Raw genomic sequence first — 13,865 nt, forward strand, 5'->3', positions numbered from 1 at the left:
CGAGTATAACCGCAGCTAGCGCGGCACCGGCTCCAGCAAAAGCTCGGCGATCTGTACCGCGTTCAGGGCCGCCCCCTTGAGGAGCTGGTCGCCGGCTATGAAGAAGTCCAGGCCGTTGTCAAAAACCAGGCTTCGGCGGATGCGCCCCACCTCCACCTCAAACTTGCCGCTGGCGCTGATGGGCAGGGGGTAGCGCTTCTCGGCTGGGTCGTCCACCACCTCCACTCCTGGGGCCCGCCGGAGCACCTCCCGGGCCTCCTCCGGGCTCACCGGTCGCTCGAACTCCACCGTGACCGCCTCGGCGTGCACCCGCAGGGTGGGCACCCTCACCGCGGTGCAGGAGAGGCGAATCGAGGGGTCGCCGATGATCTTCTGGGTCTCCCACAGCACCTTCATCTCCTCGCGGGTGTAGCCGTTTTCCTGGAAGGCATCGATGTGGGGAATCACGTTGAAGGGCAGGGGATGGGCGAAGACCCGGTGCTCCACCGCCTCGCCGGCCAGGAACCGCCGCGTGCCCTGCAGCAGCTCTTCGATGCCGCTGGCCCCAGCGCCCGAGGCGCTTTGGTAGGTGCTCACGATGACCCGCCGCGCCCGGAAGGCCTTGTGCAGGGGGTAGAGGGCCATGACCAGGATGGCGGTGGTGCAGTTGGGGTTGGCGATGATGTTCTGGTGCTGCTTCAGGGCGTGGGCGTTGACCTCCGGCACCACCAGGGGTACCCCGGGCTCGTAGCGGAAGGCCGAGGAGTTGTCGATGACCACCGACTGGCGGGCCCAGATGGGGGCGTACTGCTTGGAGATGCTGCCCCCGGCGCTGGCCAGCACGAGGTCCACCGGCAGGGGGGTCTCGGGTAGGGGCTCAACGGTAAGCGCCTGTCCGCGAAACCATAGGGTCTTCCCCGCCGAGCGGGCCGAGGCGTAGAGCCTGAGCTCGGTTACGGGGAACTGGCGCTTTTCCAGAACCTTCAGGATCTCCTGTCCCACTGCCCCGGTGGCCCCCACGATTCCGACTCGCATAGCAGAACCTCCTTCAAACAAAAAACCTGCCCACCCGGCAGGTCAGGCGGCAGCCGGGCTGCCGCCTAGGCGGTAGTGGTATACCAAACCATCCCCGTCCACAATAGCCCCCCTGCCGGTCAAAGTCAATGCCCGGGGAGGGGCTCGAGGTGGACCACCGCCCGGCACTGCACGTGCTCGGGGGCCAGCCCTTCGGAGGTCTTGAAGGTGAGCCCCACCCGCTCTTCGGGAAGCCCCACCAGCCGGGCCAGGTTCTGCTGAATCTGGGCGCGGTGGGGGCCCAGCCTGGGCCTATCCAGCACCACCACCGCGGCCACCTGGGCCGGTCGGTACCCCTTCTCGCGCACCTTTTTCAGCACCAGCTCCAAAATGACCCGGCTCTCCAGCCCCCGCCAGCGGGGGTCGTGGTCGGGGAAGTAGCTTCCGATATCCCCCAGGGCAAAGGCCGAGAGCAGGGCGTCCGACAGGGCGTGCAGCAGAACGTCGCCGTCGGAGTGGGCTACTGCTCCCCGGTCGCTTTCGATGCGCACACCGCCCAGCCAAAGCTCGAGCCCCTCCCCGAGCCGGTGGGCGTCCTCGCCATACCCGATAAGAAGGGGCAGGGTCTTCTCGCTCACGCCTCCAGTCTAAGCGCCCGAGCAGGGCTAGAATGGCCCCATGGCGATCTACATGGTCTACGAGGATGCGCTGGCCTTGATGAAGCGCTTCACCGCTTCGGAGAGCCTGCAGAAGCACATGCTGGCGGTGGAGGCGGCCATGCGGGCCTATGCCCGCCGCTTTGGCGAGGACGAGGAGAAGTGGGCTATTGCGGGTATCCTGCACGACTTCGACTACGAGAAGTACCCCGAGGACCACCCTGTGAGGGGGGTGGCCATGCTGCGGGAGATGGGCTACCCCGAGGATGTGCTGGAGGCCATTCTGGGCCACGCCGACCTGCCCGAGTACCCCCGGAAGACCCTCATGGCCAGGGCCCTTTTTGCCGTGGACGAGCTGGTGGGCCTTATCACCGCTGCTGTGTACGTGCGGCCCGATAGGAGCATCCGCAGCCTGGAGCTTCCGAGTCTCAAGAAGAAGTTCAAGGACAAGGCCTTCGCCGCCAGGGTAGACCGGGAGGGGATTGTGCGGGGGGCCTCGGAGCTGGGGGTGGAGCTGGATGAGCACCTGGCCTTCGTGCTGGAGGCCCTGAAGGCCGACGCCGAGCGGATTGGGTTGGGGTGAGTCCCTGGGCCTTTGTGTAGACTTGGTGTAAATTGTTCCTTGAGGTAATCATGTTCCAGCCAGACTTGCTCAAGGGTAAGGTGGTCCTGGTAACAGGGGGCGGTACGGGGCTTGGCCGTTCGATGAGCACCCGTTTCCTGGAGCTGGGGGCCCGGGTGGCCATCGCCAGCCGCCGGGCCGAGGTCATCGAGAAGGCGGCGCAGGAGATGCAGGAACTCACAGGGGGAGAGGTCTTCGCCACCCCGGTGGACGTGCGCGACCCCGAGGCGGTGCGGGCCATGGTGGATGCGGTGGAAGCCCGCTTTGGCCGCCTAGACGTGCTGGTCAACAACGCCGCGGGCAACTTCATCTCGCCCACCGAGCGCCTGTCCCATCGGGCCTTCGATGCGGTGCTGAACATTGTGCTCCACGGGACGGTCTACTGCACCCTGGAGGTGGGCAAGCGCTGGATTGCCCGGGGGCAGAGGGGGGTGATGCTCAACATCGCCACCACCTATGCCCTCACCGGCTCGGGCTATGTGGTGCCCTCGGCCACGGCCAAGGCCGGGGTGGTGGCCCTGACCAGGTCGCTTGCCGCCGAGTGGGGCAAGTACGGCATCCGCCTGAACGCCATTGCCCCCGGCCCCTTCCCCACCGAGGGGGCCTGGAGCCGGCTGATGCCCACCCCGGAGATCGCCCGGCTCTTCGAGAAGCGGGTGCCCCTGGGCCGGGTGGGGGAGCACATCGAGCTGGCCAACCTGGCCGCCTACCTGATCTCCGACTATGCGGGCTTCATTACCGGGGATGTTATCACCATCGACGGGGGCGAGACGGTCTGGGGCGCAGGGGAGTTCAACGTGCTGGACGCGGTCACGAAGGAGCAGTGGGACGCCCTCGAGGCGGCGCGCAAGCGCTAGCCGTGGCAGAATAGGGCCGTGGAAGTTATCCAACCCTACCTCGGGCAGCTCACCTTTGGCGGTCTGGCGGGTTTTGCCGTGGGCTACGCCATCAAGACCGTGGGGCGCTGGGTGGCGATTTTTTTGGGCCTCATCTTCGTGGTGGTGCAGGTGCTGGCCTCCATGGGCTACATCGCCGTGGACTGGACCCGCATCCAGCGAGATGTGGAGCCCCTTCTTCAGCAGGAGCAGCTTAAGAGCGCTTGGGACGCCCTGGTGTGGGTCCTCACCACCAACCTGCCCTTCGGGGGGGCCTTTGTGGCGGGGCTGGTGCTGGGGCTGCGCCGGGGCTAGACCTCCTCGAAGCGTTCCACCGGGTCTGCGGGGACCGGCAGGGCCTTGGGGATGGGCAGGTGGCCGGGCGCTCCCGAAAGCAGCCGGTAGAGGTCGTTCAAAACAGCGCTCGCGGTGACCGCGCCCCCGGCCCCGGCCCCGGCGAAGACCAGGGTCCCGATGGGCTCGCCCCGGTAAACCAGGGCGTTTTGCCCGCTGCCCAGCCGGACCAGGGGATGCTCCAGCGGCAGCCGCACCGGCCGCACCGCCGCCACCCAGGCCCCCCGCTCAGGGTACAGGCTGGCCACCAGCCGGATAGCCTGGCCCTCTTGGCGGGCTTCCGCTAGCAGCTTTGGGGTCAGGTGCTCGATGCCGCGGGTGCGGGCCAGCACTTTCTCCCAGGCCAGCCCCGGGTCCACCGTGAGCCGTCCCAGCACGCAGAGCTTGTGGGCCGCGTCGATACCCCCTACGTCGAGCCTGGGGTCGGCCTCGAGGTAGCCGAGCCCCCTTGCTTCCTCAAAAGCCGCCTCGTAGCTGGCCCCCTCCTCCATCCGGCGGATGAGGTAGCTGCAGGTGCCGTTGACGATGCCGTGGAGCTCCAGGGTCTGGTTGCCCCACAGGCTGTGCAGGGCTGCCAGCACGGGGGTGCCGGCCATCACGCTGGCCTCGTAGTAAAGCTCGCCCTCCTCGGCGTAGCCCCGGAGCTCCCCCCAGTGCTCGGCCAGCAGGGCCTTGTTGGCGGTCACCACCGGGATGCCGCGCGCAAGGGCCTCCAGCACCACCTCCCGGGCCGTTCCGGTGCCTCCAGCCACCTCCACCAGCACGTCCACGTCCTCCAAGAACCCCTCGGTCTGGTTGGTGAGCAGGTGGGGGGGGAGGCCGGGCCGCGCCTTGTTCAGGTCGCGCACCAGCACCCGGGCCAGCTCGAGCTGCACCCCCAGGGCCTTCAGCCGGGCCTGGTGGGCGGGCAATAGCTGGGCGAAAGCGCCCCCCACGGTGCCGGCCCCCATCAGGGCTATACGAATCTTCTCCATGGGCTAAAGCCTAGCAGATGGGGGGCCTGGCCGGGCAGAATCAAGGGTATGGACCCGCTGGTGCGCCTAACCCAGGCTGCGGAAGAGCGGGGTTTGCTGGCCGCCTGGGCACCGGTGGAGCTTCCCCCTGGGGTCCAGGCGCGCTACCAGGACTGGCTGGCCCAGGGGCACCAGGCCGGGATGGCCTACCTGGCTGAGCAGGCCCCCACCCGGCTCATGCCCACCCGCCGCTTCGCCTGGGCCAGGAGCGTGCTGGTGTTGGCCGCCTCCCACGCCTATCCTCCGCCGCCCAAGCCCTTCGGAGGCCTCAGGGTGGGGCGGGTGGCCCGCTACGCCTGGGTGCGGGACTACCACCATCTGCTCCGGCCCCACCTGGAGGCGCTGGAGGGCCTGGCCCAGAGCCTGGGGTTGGAGGCCCGGGGGTATGTGGACACCGGGCCCTTGTCCGAGCGCAGCTACGCCGTTCTGGGCGGCCTGGGCTGGGTGGGGCGCAACGCCATGCTGATACGCATGGGGGCGGGGAGCTACCTTACCCTGGCGGTGCTCCTCACCAGCGCGCCCCTGCCCGAAGCCCCCACCCCGCACCCCCACCGCTGCGGCCGCTGCACCCGCTGTTTGGCGGGCTGCCCCACGGGGGCCTTGCTGGGGGATGGGACCCTGGATGCCAGGCTTTGCATCAGTTACTGGACAATCGAGCATCGGGGCCTGGTGCCCCTGGAGCGCTGGTCGGGGATGGGGGAGTGGCTCTTCGGCTGCGATGTGTGCCAGGAGGTCTGTCCCTGGAACCGCCGGGCCCGCACCTTCTGGGCTGGCTTTACGCCCGAGCCGGAGCTGGCCTACCCCGACTTGCGCGATTTTTTCACCCTCTCCTCCCGCGCCTTTGCGCGCAAGTACGCGGCCACGGCCTTTTTGCGCCCAGGGCGCACCCGCATGGCCCGCAACGCCCTCATCGTGCTCTCCAACCTGGACCACCCCGAGCTTTTGCCCCTAGCCCGCCAGGCGGCCGGGGATGTCAACCCTGTGGTGCGGGCCACCGCCGCGCAGGCCCTGGCCCGCCACGGGCTGAAAGCCCCTCTGGAGCCCCTGCTGCGCGACCCGGAGCCCCAGGTGGCCCAGCTTGCGCGCGGCCTACTCGAGGCCCTTGGCTGAGGGCCTAAGGTACTGCCGGCTCCACCGGTCGATGGCCTCGATCACGCTCTGGAGGGCTTGCCCGGCCTCGGTCAGGGCGTAGCTGGTGCGGGGGGGCATGGTGGAGTGGACGGTTTTGGAGAGGATGCCCAGGTGCTCCAGTTTTTCCAGGCGCTGGGCCAGGGTGGCCGGGTTGCAGCCGCCTACCGCTCGGGAGAGCTCGTTGAAGCCCTTGGGGCCGCCGAGAAGGCTGCGGATGATGTGCAGGGTCCACTTTTCCTGCAGCACATTGATGGCCTCGTACACGGGGCAGAAGCTGTGGTCGGCCTCGGTGGCCCTGTCCATACCAGGCTCGAGTCTAGCACAACGCTTTTGCGAACCAAATGCTTGACTAAAAATATTGCTATAAAATATCATTCGCTTGCCTGGGTGTAGCCCACGCCCAGGGCTGTAGGAGGTCATCCCATGCACTGGAACCTGGACAGCAGCCACAGCACGGTCGCCTTCTCTGTTCGGCACATGGGGGTTTTCACCGTGCGGGGCCAGTTCAAGCGGCTTCGAGGAACGGTGAAGACCGATTCCAACGGAGTACCCCAGCAAATCGAGGCGTTCATTGAGGCGGCCAGCATCGAGACCGGCGAGCCCCAGCGCGACGCCCATCTGCGTTCCCCCGACTTCCTGGACGCCGAGAACTACCCCGAAATCCGCTTCTCAAGCCGCCAGATAGAGCCTTTGGGGGAGAGGCGCTACCGCGTCTTGGGTGACCTGACCATCCGCGGGGTGACCCGGCCGGTGAGCTTTGAGGCCGAGGTCAGCCCGTCCCTGAAGGACCCCTGGGGGTTTGTGCGCACCGGGGCCAGCGCCAGCGGGGTGCTCAACCGCAAGGAGTTCGGCCTCACCTGGAACCAGGTGCTCGAGTTCGGGGCGCTTTTGGTAGGGGAAGAGGTGCGTTTCACCCTGGACGTGGAGGCGGTGGCGGCTGCGGAGCCTGCGTTATGAAACCGGTCAGCGGTCTGCACCACGTCACCGCCATCGCGGGGCCGGCCCAGCGCAACCTGGACTTCTACGCGGGGGTCCTGGGGCTGCGGCTGGTCAAGAAGAGCGTCAACCAGGACGACCCCGGTACCTACCACCTGTTTTATGCCGATGCCGAGGGGCGTCCGGGCACCGACCTGACCTTCTTTCCCTGGGAGCACCTGGCCCCGGGCCGCAAGGGCACCGGGCTGGCGGTGGAGCTCGAGCTGGCGGTGCCCGAAGGGAGTCTGAGCTACTGGGCGGCCCGGCTGGAGCGCTACGGGACACCTTTGGGGAGGCCCGAGGTGCGCTTCGGGCAGAGGGCCCTGCCCTTCCGCGACCCGGACGGCCTCGAGGTGGCCCTGGTGGAGACCCCTCCCAGGGCCTTCACCCCCTGGGAGAGGAGCGGGGTGCCCGAGGGGCAGCAGATCATGGGCCTCCATGGCGCCCGGCTCTGGCTGAGGAGTTTGGAGGAGAGCGCCAGGCTGCTTTCGGTCTTGGGCTTTGAACCTGCGGGGCAGGAGGGGGGCTGGCACCGCTACGCTTTGGCCGGCGGAGGGTCGGGCCGGCACCTGGACATCAAGGTGCTGCCCAACCTGCCCCGGGGCCGGTGGGGGGTGGGCAGCATCCACCATCTGGCCTGGCGCGTGGACGACCTGGACCACCAGATGGCGGTGCGCGGTCGGGTGCTCGGCCTAGGTATTCCGGCCACCCCCTCCATCGACCGCTTCTGGTTCCGCTCGGTCTACTTCACCGAACCAGGCGGTGTGGTCTTCGAGTTGGCCACCGATGGGCCCGGCTTTGCCGTGGACGAGGACCCGGCCCACCTGGGGGAGCGGCTGGTGCTGCCGCCCTGGCTCGAGCCCCAGCGGGCCCAAATCGAGGCCGTTCTTCCTGAGCTGAAACCGGTGGCATGACCCAGGCCCCCTTCATACACCGCTTTGAGCCGGGCCAGGGGGCTTCTTTGCTCCTGCTCCACGGCACAGGAGGAGACGAGCACGACCTAATACCCCTGGCCCGGCAGCTCGCCCCCCAGGCGGCTTTGCTCTCCCCCCGGGGCCGGGTGTTGGAAAACGGGGCCCCCCGCTTTTTCCGCCGTTTGGCCCCTGGGGTATTCGACGAAGCAGATTTACGCCAGCAGGCCGCCGATTTGGCCCAATTCGTGCGGGCTGCCCGGCAGCGCTACGGTCTTGAAGGCCTGCCGCTTTATGCGCTGGGCTATTCCAACGGGGCCAACATGGCATCAGCCCTGCTCCTCCTTCAGCCGGCGCTGCTGGATGGGGCGGTCCTGTTCCGCCCCATGCTCCCGTTGGAGGTGCATCCTTTGCCTAATCTAAGTGGCCGGGCGGTCTTGGTGGCTGCTGGCCGCTTTGATCCCTGGTCGCCCCCCGGACGGGTGGAGGCTCTGCTGGACTGCCTGAGGCGGGCAGGGGCCGAGGTGGAGGCCGGCTGGTGGCCGGCAGGCCACGGCCTGCTGCCAGAGGAACTGATGGCAGCGAGGGCCTGGCTGGCCCGGCGCATTCCGTAGTACAGTACGGGGGTCCATGGAGTTCGAATTTGCCCGGCTCACCCCTCAGGAGCGCTACAAGCTCCTCACAGGGCTGGTGGTGCCCCGCCCCATTGCCTGGGTAACCAGCCTGAATCCCGCGGGAAAGGTCAACGCGGCCCCCTTCAGCTTTTTCAACGCTATGGGCTCCGATCCGGCGCTTTTGGTCCTGGGGGTGGGCGACCGTCGCCCCGGACGCCCCAAGGACACCGCCCGCAACATCCAGCGCGAGGGTTTCTTCGTGGTGAACCTGGTGAGTGAGGCATGGGCCGAGGCCATGAACATCACCGCGATTGAGTTTCCAGAGGAGGTGAGCGAGGTGGAGGAGGCCGGTTTGGAGACCGTCCCCTCGCTCTACGGGCCGGTGCCGCGGCTGGCCGCAGCCCCGGCCGGCTTTGAGTGCCGTCTGCACTCGGTGTTGCAGATTGGCCATAGCCGCCTCCTAGTGGGGGAGGTGCTGGGGGCTTTTGTGCAGGAGGCCTACGTGGCCGACCCCGAGAGGCTTTACCTGAAGACGCAGGAGCTGGGCTTAGTGGGGCGGATGGGGGGGCGGGGAGGGTATGTGCGCACCCGCGATGTGTTCGAGATGCCCCGGCTCAGCTATGCCGAGTGGAAAGCCCGGCAGGGCTAGAGCTCAATCAGGGTGTAGGCAAAGGCGTTGACCACCCGCACCCCCTCGGGGCTGCGGTACTCCCGCCTGGGGTGGGCCTCGTAGAGGTGGACGTGGCCGTGCACATGCAGGCGCGGGCGGTAAAGGCGGTGAAACAGCCCCAGAGCGCTGCTGCCCCGGTGGGCGAAGTCGGGCCCGGCGTGGGGGCCTGGGGGTGGGGCGTGGCTTAGCAGGATGTCCACCCCGTGGCCCCGGGTCAGCCGGCGGGGCAAGAGCAGGGGCAGCCAGGAGAGAAAGCGACCCTGGGCCTCGCTTTCGTGGTACTGCCCCATTTCGCGGTCGTTGTAGCGGGGGCAGCCCCCCCAGCCGGCGATGGTGAGGCCGGCCACCCGCACGATCCGGCCGTGGGCCTGGATGGCCCCCCCGGGGGGTGTGAGGTGGCCCAGGTAGTCCTGCACGTACTCTTCCTTGTGATTACCGTGTACGTAGACCACCGGGACCCGCACCTTGGTGGCCACGAACTCGATGTAGCTGCCCGGTAGGTCGCCTGCCAGGAGCACCAGCTCGAAAGGCGGCAGGTTGCAGGGAAAGCGCTCCTGGTAGATGAAAGGGTGGACCTGGTCAGAAAGAGCAAGAATCCGCAGTAGTGCAGTATTTTACACCCTGCAGTTTTTCGGGGACGTTCTGTTTCTGGCGAAGTTTGTGCTACCTTGGTGGGGGGTTATGCTGGAGCGCCTCGAGGTGCAGAACCTGGCCGTGCTGGAGCGGGTGGAGCTCGAGCTGGGGCCGGGGCTCACGGTCTTCACGGGCGAGACCGGAGCTGGGAAGAGCCTCTTGGTGGACGCGTTGTCGCTTTTGCTGGGCGAGCGTGCAGAGGGAATGCTGCGGCCGGGGGCCGAGTCCCTTCTGGTCACCGCCTTTTTCAACGGCCGCAGCCTTTCGCGCCGGGTTTCCCCTGGCCGGAGCGTGGCCCGGATTGAGGGGGAGGTGGTGAGCCTCAAGGAGCTCTCGGAAGAAGCGGCCCGCCACCTGGCCCTTCACGCCCAGCACGCCGCCTTGGGGCTGGTGGGCCGCAGGGCCCAGCGGGCCCTTTTGGACGCGCGGCTCGAGGCTGGGTTGCTGGAGCAGTACCGCGCCGCTTTTGCCCGCTACCAGGCCCTCGATAAGGAGATGGCCGCCCTCGAGGCCGCCGCCCGCGAACGGGCGCGCCGGCTGGACATCCTGCGCTTTCAGATTCAGGAGATCGAGCAGGCCCGCCTGGAGCCGGCCGAGGAGGAGGCCCTGCGAGGGGAGGCCCAGCGCCTGAGACACCTGGAGGCCCTGCGGGAGCGGGTCTCGGCGGCCGTTGCAGCCCTCCTGGGCGAGGGCGATGCCCTGGGGTTGGTGGCCCAGGCCGCCCGGGAGGTGCGGGCCGCGGGGCGCTACGACCCCAGGCTGGAGCTGCTGGGGCGCGACCTCGAGGGCGCCCTGGACGGGCTTAGGGCGGTGGGGCGGGAGCTGGAGGACTATTTGGAGGGGCTGGAGGCCGACCCGGGGCGGCTGGAGGAGGTGGAGGCCCGGCTGGCCCTCATCGAGCGGCTGGCGCGCAAGTACGGGGAGGGCATACCCGCCATCCTGGCCTTTGCGGAGGCGGCCCGGCAGGAGCTGGCCCTGCTGGAAGGGGCCGAGGACCGGCTGGCTGGCCTTCGGGCCGAGCGCGAGCGGGCCCGGGAGGAGCTGCTGCTTTGGGGTGAGCGGCTCTCCTCGGCCCGCCGCCGGGCTGCCGGGTGGCTTTCGGAGACGGCCAGCCGGGAAATCCAGGCTCTGGGCATGCCCCGGGCCCAATTCCGCGTGGAACTTCTGCCCCGGGCCGAGCCGGGGCCGGAAGGGTTGGAGGAGGTGCAGTTCCTCTTCTCGGCCAACCCCGGCCTGCCCGAGGCCCCTCTGGAGCGGGCCGCCTCGGGGGGGGAGCTCTCGCGGGTGATGCTGGCTTTGGCCCTTCTGACCGGGGTTGAGGCGGAGACCGTGGTCTTCGACGAGATTGATGCGGGCATTGGGGGGGAGGCGGCCTGGCAGGTGGCCGAGCGGCTGGCCCGCTTGGCCGAGGGGCGGCAGGTGCTGGTGGTCACCCACCTGCCCCAGATTGCGGCCCGGGCCCAAAGCCACTTCCGGGTGGTCAAAGCCGGAGACTCGGTGCGGGTGGAGCGGATTGAGCACGAGGAGCGGGTGCGGGAGCTGGCCCGGATGCTCTCGGGTAGCTACTCCGAGGCGGCTTTGGAGCATGCCCGCGAGCTTTTGGGCTAGATTTGCAGACCTGGGGGTGCATACACTGGAGGGTAACCTGGACTATGGATGCGCCCCGCGTAGCGATTGAGCCCGAGATGCTTAGCTGGCTGCTCCAGCTTCCCGCGCCGGTGTTCTGGCTGGATGCTGAGGGTAGGGTGGGCTGGTGCAACCCCGCGGCGGCCGCACTGGTTTCCGATTCCAGCCTGCAGGGCAAGGGGCTTTGGCACTGGTTCCAACCGGCAGCCGGTCCCTCCATGGGCCAGCCGAGGGAGAGCCTGCTGGGCCTTCCGGGAAAACGCTGGCGCTGGTTTAGGTGCAGCGCAGCCCCTTACAAAGAGGGGCGGCTTTGCGTTTTGTACGAGGTGACCCAGGAGTACAGCCAGGCCCGGGCCTATGCTTCCTCGCTCGAGGTGCTCGCCAGCCTGCTTACCCAGGAGGAAAGGCTGGAGCATCTGTTCAAGCGAATCCTGGAGACCGCGGTGGAGGTGGTGCCCGGGGCGGAGGCGGGCAGCCTGACCCTGTTCGAGGACGGCAAGTTTCGCTTCGTGGCCCAGATTGGCTTCGACGATAGCCTCAAGCAGCAGCTCCTGAGCTACGAGCAGGAGCGAGCCTGGTATGGCCTTGATGAACGCGCCTGGCTCGAGGGGCGGCCGAGGCTGCTTTTGGCCCCCGAGATCCAGCGCCGTTCAGCCCAGACGGTGGGCGAAGGGGAGAACTGGTTTGGCCAGATGGGCCGGGTAGGTGAACTCCAGGCCACCATCAGCGTGCCCATCGTGTTGCAGGGCCAGGTGATGGGCACCCTCAACCTCGACTCCTTCACCTCTACCGAGGCCTTCCCCCCAGAAAGCCTGGCCATCGCCCAGACCTTCGCCCTGCAGGCCGCCACCGTGCTGTATGGGCTCCTATCCCGGCAGCGCCTGGCCGAGCTGGCCCTGCAGGATGCCCTTACAGGGCTCGGCAACCGGCGGGCCCTGGAGGAGGGTTTTGCCCGCATGAAGGCCCAGGCCGTCCGCCTCGAGCGCCCCCTGACCCTCATCTACTGGGATATGGATGGGCTCAAACGCATCAACGACCAGCACGGCCATGCGGCGGGGGACCGGGCCCTGAAACTTCTGGCCACCGCTTTGCGCAGCGTTTTGCGGCGGGAAGACCTGGCCTTCCGCATTGGGGGGGACGAATTCGTAAGCCTGCACCTGGGCCTCTCCCCGGAGGAAGCCCCCGAGGTGATCCGGCGGGTGCGCGCCGAGCTGAACGTGGAGGTGAGCGCGGGGGCGGTGGGGGTGGGACCGCTGCTGGAGCTTGTTGAGGCCCTCAGCCGGGCCGATGCTGCCATGTATGCCGAAAAACGGCGAAAGCAGCGCTCAGCGGAGATCTAACAGGACCCGCAGGCCGTCGGCCACGTACTGCACCGCCAGGGCCGCCAGCAGAATCCCCAGCACCCGGGTGATGACGTTGATGCCGGTGCGCCCCAGGGAGTGGGCGAACTTGAGGGCGGCCCGAAGCGACCAGTAGGTGATGAAGAGCACCACCCCGGCCATCAGCAGCACCAGCCCGAACCCCCAGGTGCCGCCGGGAGCGGTGCCGGTGAGGATGAGCACCGCGGCCAGGGTGCCGGGCCCGGCGATGAGGGGAATCGCCAGGGGAAAGACCGAGATGTCCGCGCGGGCCTGGGACTCGGCGTGCTCCTCGGTGGTTTCGCGCTCTAGGCGGGCATAGACCATGTCCAGGGCAATTCGGAAAAGGAGGATGCCCCCCGCGACCTTGAGCGCCTCCAGGCTGATGCCCAGGTGGTGAAGCACCGCGTTGCCTAGAAAGGCGAAGCTCAGCACCAAGAGCCCCGCGGTTAGGGTGGCCCTTAGGGCTATGCGCTTTTGCTCCTCGTAGCTGCGGCTGCCCACCAAGGCCAGGAAAAGGGGGATCAGGCCGATGGGGTCAATCAGCACGAATAGGGTCAGAAAGGCCTTGAGGGCAAATTCAAGCATGCCTATTCCTTGGTCAGCAAGGCCTCGAACTCCTCTTGCAGGGCAAGGGCCTGCTTCTTGCTGCGGGCTACCACCAAGATGGAGTCCTCCCCGGCCAGCGTGCCCACGATGTCGTCGCGGCGCAGGCGGTCTATCAGCAGGGCAATGCCCGAGGCGTGCCCCTCCGAGACCTTGAGCACCAGGATGTTCTCCCCTCGGTCCACGTCGTGCACAAAGGTGGGGAAGATGCGGCGCAGCTCTTCCTTGGCGTGCTCGGCCACCTCCATCCCAGAAAGCACGTACCTGTGCTTGCCCCCTCCCAAAGGTAGGCGGACCAGCCGCAGCTCGGTGATGTCCCGGCTCACGGTGGCCTGGGTGACCTTGAAGTTCATCTGGCGCAGCCGTTCCACCAGCTCAGCCTGGGTGGAAATGCTCTCCCGGCTGATAATTTCCTGAATGGCCCGTTGTCGCTGCTCCTTGCTCGCCATGGCTGCCTTTGGGTGTAAAAACGCAGGTAAAAACGCAGGTCGACCCCAGCCGACCTGCCAGGAGGGCCTTTTCTAGTCGGCGCTCTCCACCTCACGCGGGTATAGCTGCTCCATGGCCCGGCTTAGGCGGTCCTCGGGGAAGAGGTTCTCGCCCACACGCAGGCGGCCCGTAAGCAGCTCCTGCATGGCCCAGGTGACCGGGTTGGGGTCGGGCTTGTCGCCTTCTAGGGTGTGCATCTTGGGCTGCTCGTGGACTTCCAGCACGGTGTTTTTGAAATTGAAGCGCAAAAGCTGCTGGGCCCGCTTGGCGGTTACCACCGTCAGGCGGTACTTGGAATCGGTTAGGGTCAAAAGCTTGTCGATGCCAGGTTCGGCCACG

Annotated in this window: 18 protein-coding genes; 10 read left to right on the forward strand and 8 right to left on the reverse strand. The window is 67.7% G+C overall.

What is annotated here, in order from left to right:
• Positions 1–15 precede the first annotated feature (15 nt).
• Together DV704_RS05405 and ispF are read right to left on the reverse strand one after the other, a co-directional pair.
• On the reverse strand, positions 16–1,014 hold the full coding sequence (locus DV704_RS05405; protein WP_114798546.1) for an aspartate-semialdehyde dehydrogenase: 999 nt from the start codon (positions 1,012–1,014) through the stop codon (positions 16–18).
• 125 nt (positions 1,015–1,139) lie between these two features.
• Positions 1,140–1,631, reverse strand: coding sequence for a 2-C-methyl-D-erythritol 2,4-cyclodiphosphate synthase (ispF, locus tag DV704_RS05410; protein ID WP_233498253.1), 492 nt, complete (start codon positions 1,629–1,631; stop codon positions 1,140–1,142).
• A 40-nt stretch (positions 1,632–1,671) separates the two neighbouring features.
• Between ispF and DV704_RS05415 the strand changes: the two genes are divergently transcribed.
• Genes DV704_RS05415 through DV704_RS05425 form a run of 3 tightly spaced genes read left to right on the forward strand, consistent with a single transcriptional unit; the run spans position 1,672 to position 3,461 of the window.
• On the forward strand, positions 1,672–2,232 hold the full coding sequence (locus tag DV704_RS05415) for an HD domain-containing protein (RefSeq protein ID WP_114798547.1): 561 nt from the start codon (positions 1,672–1,674) through the stop codon (positions 2,230–2,232).
• Positions 2,233–2,264: 32 nt separating this feature from the next.
• Positions 2,265–3,128 (forward strand): SDR family oxidoreductase, encoded by an 864-nt coding sequence (locus DV704_RS05420; RefSeq protein WP_233498254.1) that lies wholly within the window; start codon positions 2,265–2,267, stop codon positions 3,126–3,128.
• Positions 3,129–3,146: 18 nt separating this feature from the next.
• Positions 3,147–3,461: an FUN14 domain-containing protein gene (locus tag DV704_RS05425; RefSeq protein WP_114798548.1), complete on the forward strand. Its 315-nt coding sequence runs from the start codon at positions 3,147–3,149 to the stop codon at positions 3,459–3,461.
• On the opposite strand, the gene DV704_RS05430 is transcribed toward DV704_RS05425, so the two are convergent.
• Complete coding sequence (locus DV704_RS05430; RefSeq protein WP_114798549.1) at positions 3,458–4,474, reverse strand: homoserine dehydrogenase; 1,017 nt, start codon at positions 4,472–4,474, stop codon at positions 3,458–3,460. The two genes, DV704_RS05425 and DV704_RS05430, sit on opposite strands and share 4 nt — an antisense overlap.
• A gap of 48 nt (positions 4,475–4,522) precedes the next feature.
• Here DV704_RS05430 and queG point away from each other — a divergent pair, with 48 nt between their 5' ends.
• A complete protein-coding gene (queG, locus tag DV704_RS05435) occupies positions 4,523–5,623 on the forward strand; it encodes a tRNA epoxyqueuosine(34) reductase QueG (RefSeq protein ID WP_114798550.1) in 1,101 nt (366 codons plus the stop codon).
• Here the strand turns inward: queG and DV704_RS05440 are convergent.
• Positions 5,603–5,947 carry a helix-turn-helix domain-containing protein gene (locus DV704_RS05440; protein WP_114798551.1) on the reverse strand — a complete coding sequence of 115 codons (345 nt, stop codon included), beginning with the start codon at positions 5,945–5,947 and terminating at the stop codon, positions 5,603–5,605. The two genes, queG and DV704_RS05440, sit on opposite strands and share 21 nt — an antisense overlap.
• 120 nt (positions 5,948–6,067) lie before the next feature.
• Here DV704_RS05440 and DV704_RS05445 point away from each other — a divergent pair, with 120 nt between their 5' ends.
• Genes DV704_RS05445 through DV704_RS05460 form a run of 4 tightly spaced genes read left to right on the forward strand, consistent with a single transcriptional unit; the run spans position 6,068 to position 8,793 of the window.
• Positions 6,068–6,601 carry a YceI family protein gene (locus DV704_RS05445; protein ID WP_114798552.1) on the forward strand — a complete coding sequence of 178 codons (534 nt, stop codon included), beginning with the start codon at positions 6,068–6,070 and terminating at the stop codon, positions 6,599–6,601.
• Positions 6,598–7,533: a ring-cleaving dioxygenase gene (locus DV704_RS05450; RefSeq protein WP_114798553.1), complete on the forward strand. Its 936-nt coding sequence runs from the start codon at positions 6,598–6,600 to the stop codon at positions 7,531–7,533. The genes DV704_RS05445 and DV704_RS05450 overlap by 4 nt, the downstream gene beginning before the upstream one ends.
• Positions 7,530–8,144, forward strand: coding sequence for an alpha/beta hydrolase (locus tag DV704_RS05455; protein WP_114798554.1), 615 nt, complete (start codon positions 7,530–7,532; stop codon positions 8,142–8,144). Before DV704_RS05450 ends, DV704_RS05455 begins: the two co-directional genes overlap by 4 nt.
• A gap of 16 nt (positions 8,145–8,160) precedes the next feature.
• Entirely contained in the window at positions 8,161–8,793 is a 633-nt protein-coding gene (locus DV704_RS05460; RefSeq protein ID WP_114798555.1) for a flavin reductase family protein, read from the forward strand.
• On the opposite strand, the gene DV704_RS05465 is transcribed toward DV704_RS05460, so the two are convergent.
• Positions 8,790–9,416, reverse strand: a complete 627-nt coding sequence (locus tag DV704_RS05465) for a metallophosphoesterase (protein ID WP_114798556.1) — start codon at positions 9,414–9,416, stop codon at positions 8,790–8,792. The genes DV704_RS05460 and DV704_RS05465 overlap by 4 nt on opposite strands.
• Before the next feature lie 79 nt (positions 9,417–9,495).
• Here DV704_RS05465 and DV704_RS05470 point away from each other — a divergent pair, with 79 nt between their 5' ends.
• Entirely contained in the window at positions 9,496–11,055 is a 1,560-nt protein-coding gene (locus DV704_RS05470) for a DNA repair protein RecN (protein ID WP_114798557.1), read from the forward strand.
• Positions 11,056–11,099: 44 nt separating this feature from the next.
• On the forward strand, positions 11,100–12,413 hold the full coding sequence (locus DV704_RS05475; RefSeq protein WP_114798558.1) for a diguanylate cyclase: 1,314 nt from the start codon (positions 11,100–11,102) through the stop codon (positions 12,411–12,413).
• Here DV704_RS05475 and DV704_RS05480 read toward each other — a convergent pair.
• The 3 genes from DV704_RS05480 to rpoZ all read right to left on the reverse strand — a co-directional run bounded on the left by DV704_RS05480 (position 12,399) and on the right by rpoZ (position 13,864).
• Positions 12,399–13,019, reverse strand: coding sequence for a MarC family protein (locus tag DV704_RS05480; protein WP_114798559.1), 621 nt, complete (start codon positions 13,017–13,019; stop codon positions 12,399–12,401). The genes DV704_RS05475 and DV704_RS05480 overlap by 15 nt on opposite strands.
• 2 nt (positions 13,020–13,021) lie before the next feature.
• Positions 13,022–13,486: an arginine repressor gene (gene argR, locus DV704_RS05485; RefSeq protein ID WP_114798560.1), complete on the reverse strand. Its 465-nt coding sequence runs from the start codon at positions 13,484–13,486 to the stop codon at positions 13,022–13,024.
• Between the two features lie 72 nt (positions 13,487–13,558).
• Positions 13,559–13,864, reverse strand: coding sequence for a DNA-directed RNA polymerase subunit omega (rpoZ, locus tag DV704_RS05490; protein WP_114798561.1), 306 nt, complete (start codon positions 13,862–13,864; stop codon positions 13,559–13,561).
• Position 13,865 lies beyond the last annotated feature (1 nt).

This window comes from Meiothermus sp. QL-1 (assembly GCF_003351145.1).
In the GTDB taxonomy this organism is placed as follows: domain Bacteria; phylum Deinococcota; class Deinococci; order Deinococcales; family Thermaceae; genus Meiothermus.

Bases quoted from the DNA above. Each gene is read 5' to 3' on its own strand.
- DV704_RS05460 (WP_114798555.1), top strand. From the start codon at position 8,161: ATGGAGTTCGAATTTGCCCGGCTCACCCCTCAGGAGCGCTACAAGCTC.
- DV704_RS05470 (WP_114798557.1), top strand. From the start codon at position 9,496: ATGCTGGAGCGCCTCGAGGTGCAGAACCTGGCCGTGCTGGAGCGGGTG.
- DV704_RS05455 (WP_114798554.1), top strand. From the start codon at position 7,530: ATGACCCAGGCCCCCTTCATACACCGCTTTGAGCCGGGCCAGGGGGCT.
- DV704_RS05405 (WP_114798546.1), bottom strand. From the start codon at position 1,014: ATGCGAGTCGGAATCGTGGGGGCCACCGGGGCAGTGGGACAGGAGATC.
- DV704_RS05450 (WP_114798553.1), top strand. From the start codon at position 6,598: ATGAAACCGGTCAGCGGTCTGCACCACGTCACCGCCATCGCGGGGCCG.
- DV704_RS05475 (WP_114798558.1), top strand. From the start codon at position 11,100: ATGGATGCGCCCCGCGTAGCGATTGAGCCCGAGATGCTTAGCTGGCTG.
- DV704_RS05415 (WP_114798547.1), top strand. From the start codon at position 1,672: ATGGCGATCTACATGGTCTACGAGGATGCGCTGGCCTTGATGAAGCGC.
- queG (WP_114798550.1), top strand. From the start codon at position 4,523: ATGGACCCGCTGGTGCGCCTAACCCAGGCTGCGGAAGAGCGGGGTTTG.
- DV704_RS05445 (WP_114798552.1), top strand. From the start codon at position 6,068: ATGCACTGGAACCTGGACAGCAGCCACAGCACGGTCGCCTTCTCTGTT.
- argR (WP_114798560.1), bottom strand. From the start codon at position 13,486: ATGGCGAGCAAGGAGCAGCGACAACGGGCCATTCAGGAAATTATCAGC.
- DV704_RS05440 (WP_114798551.1), bottom strand. From the start codon at position 5,947: ATGGACAGGGCCACCGAGGCCGACCACAGCTTCTGCCCCGTGTACGAG.
- DV704_RS05430 (WP_114798549.1), bottom strand. From the start codon at position 4,474: ATGGAGAAGATTCGTATAGCCCTGATGGGGGCCGGCACCGTGGGGGGC.
- DV704_RS05480 (WP_114798559.1), bottom strand. From the start codon at position 13,019: ATGCTTGAATTTGCCCTCAAGGCCTTTCTGACCCTATTCGTGCTGATT.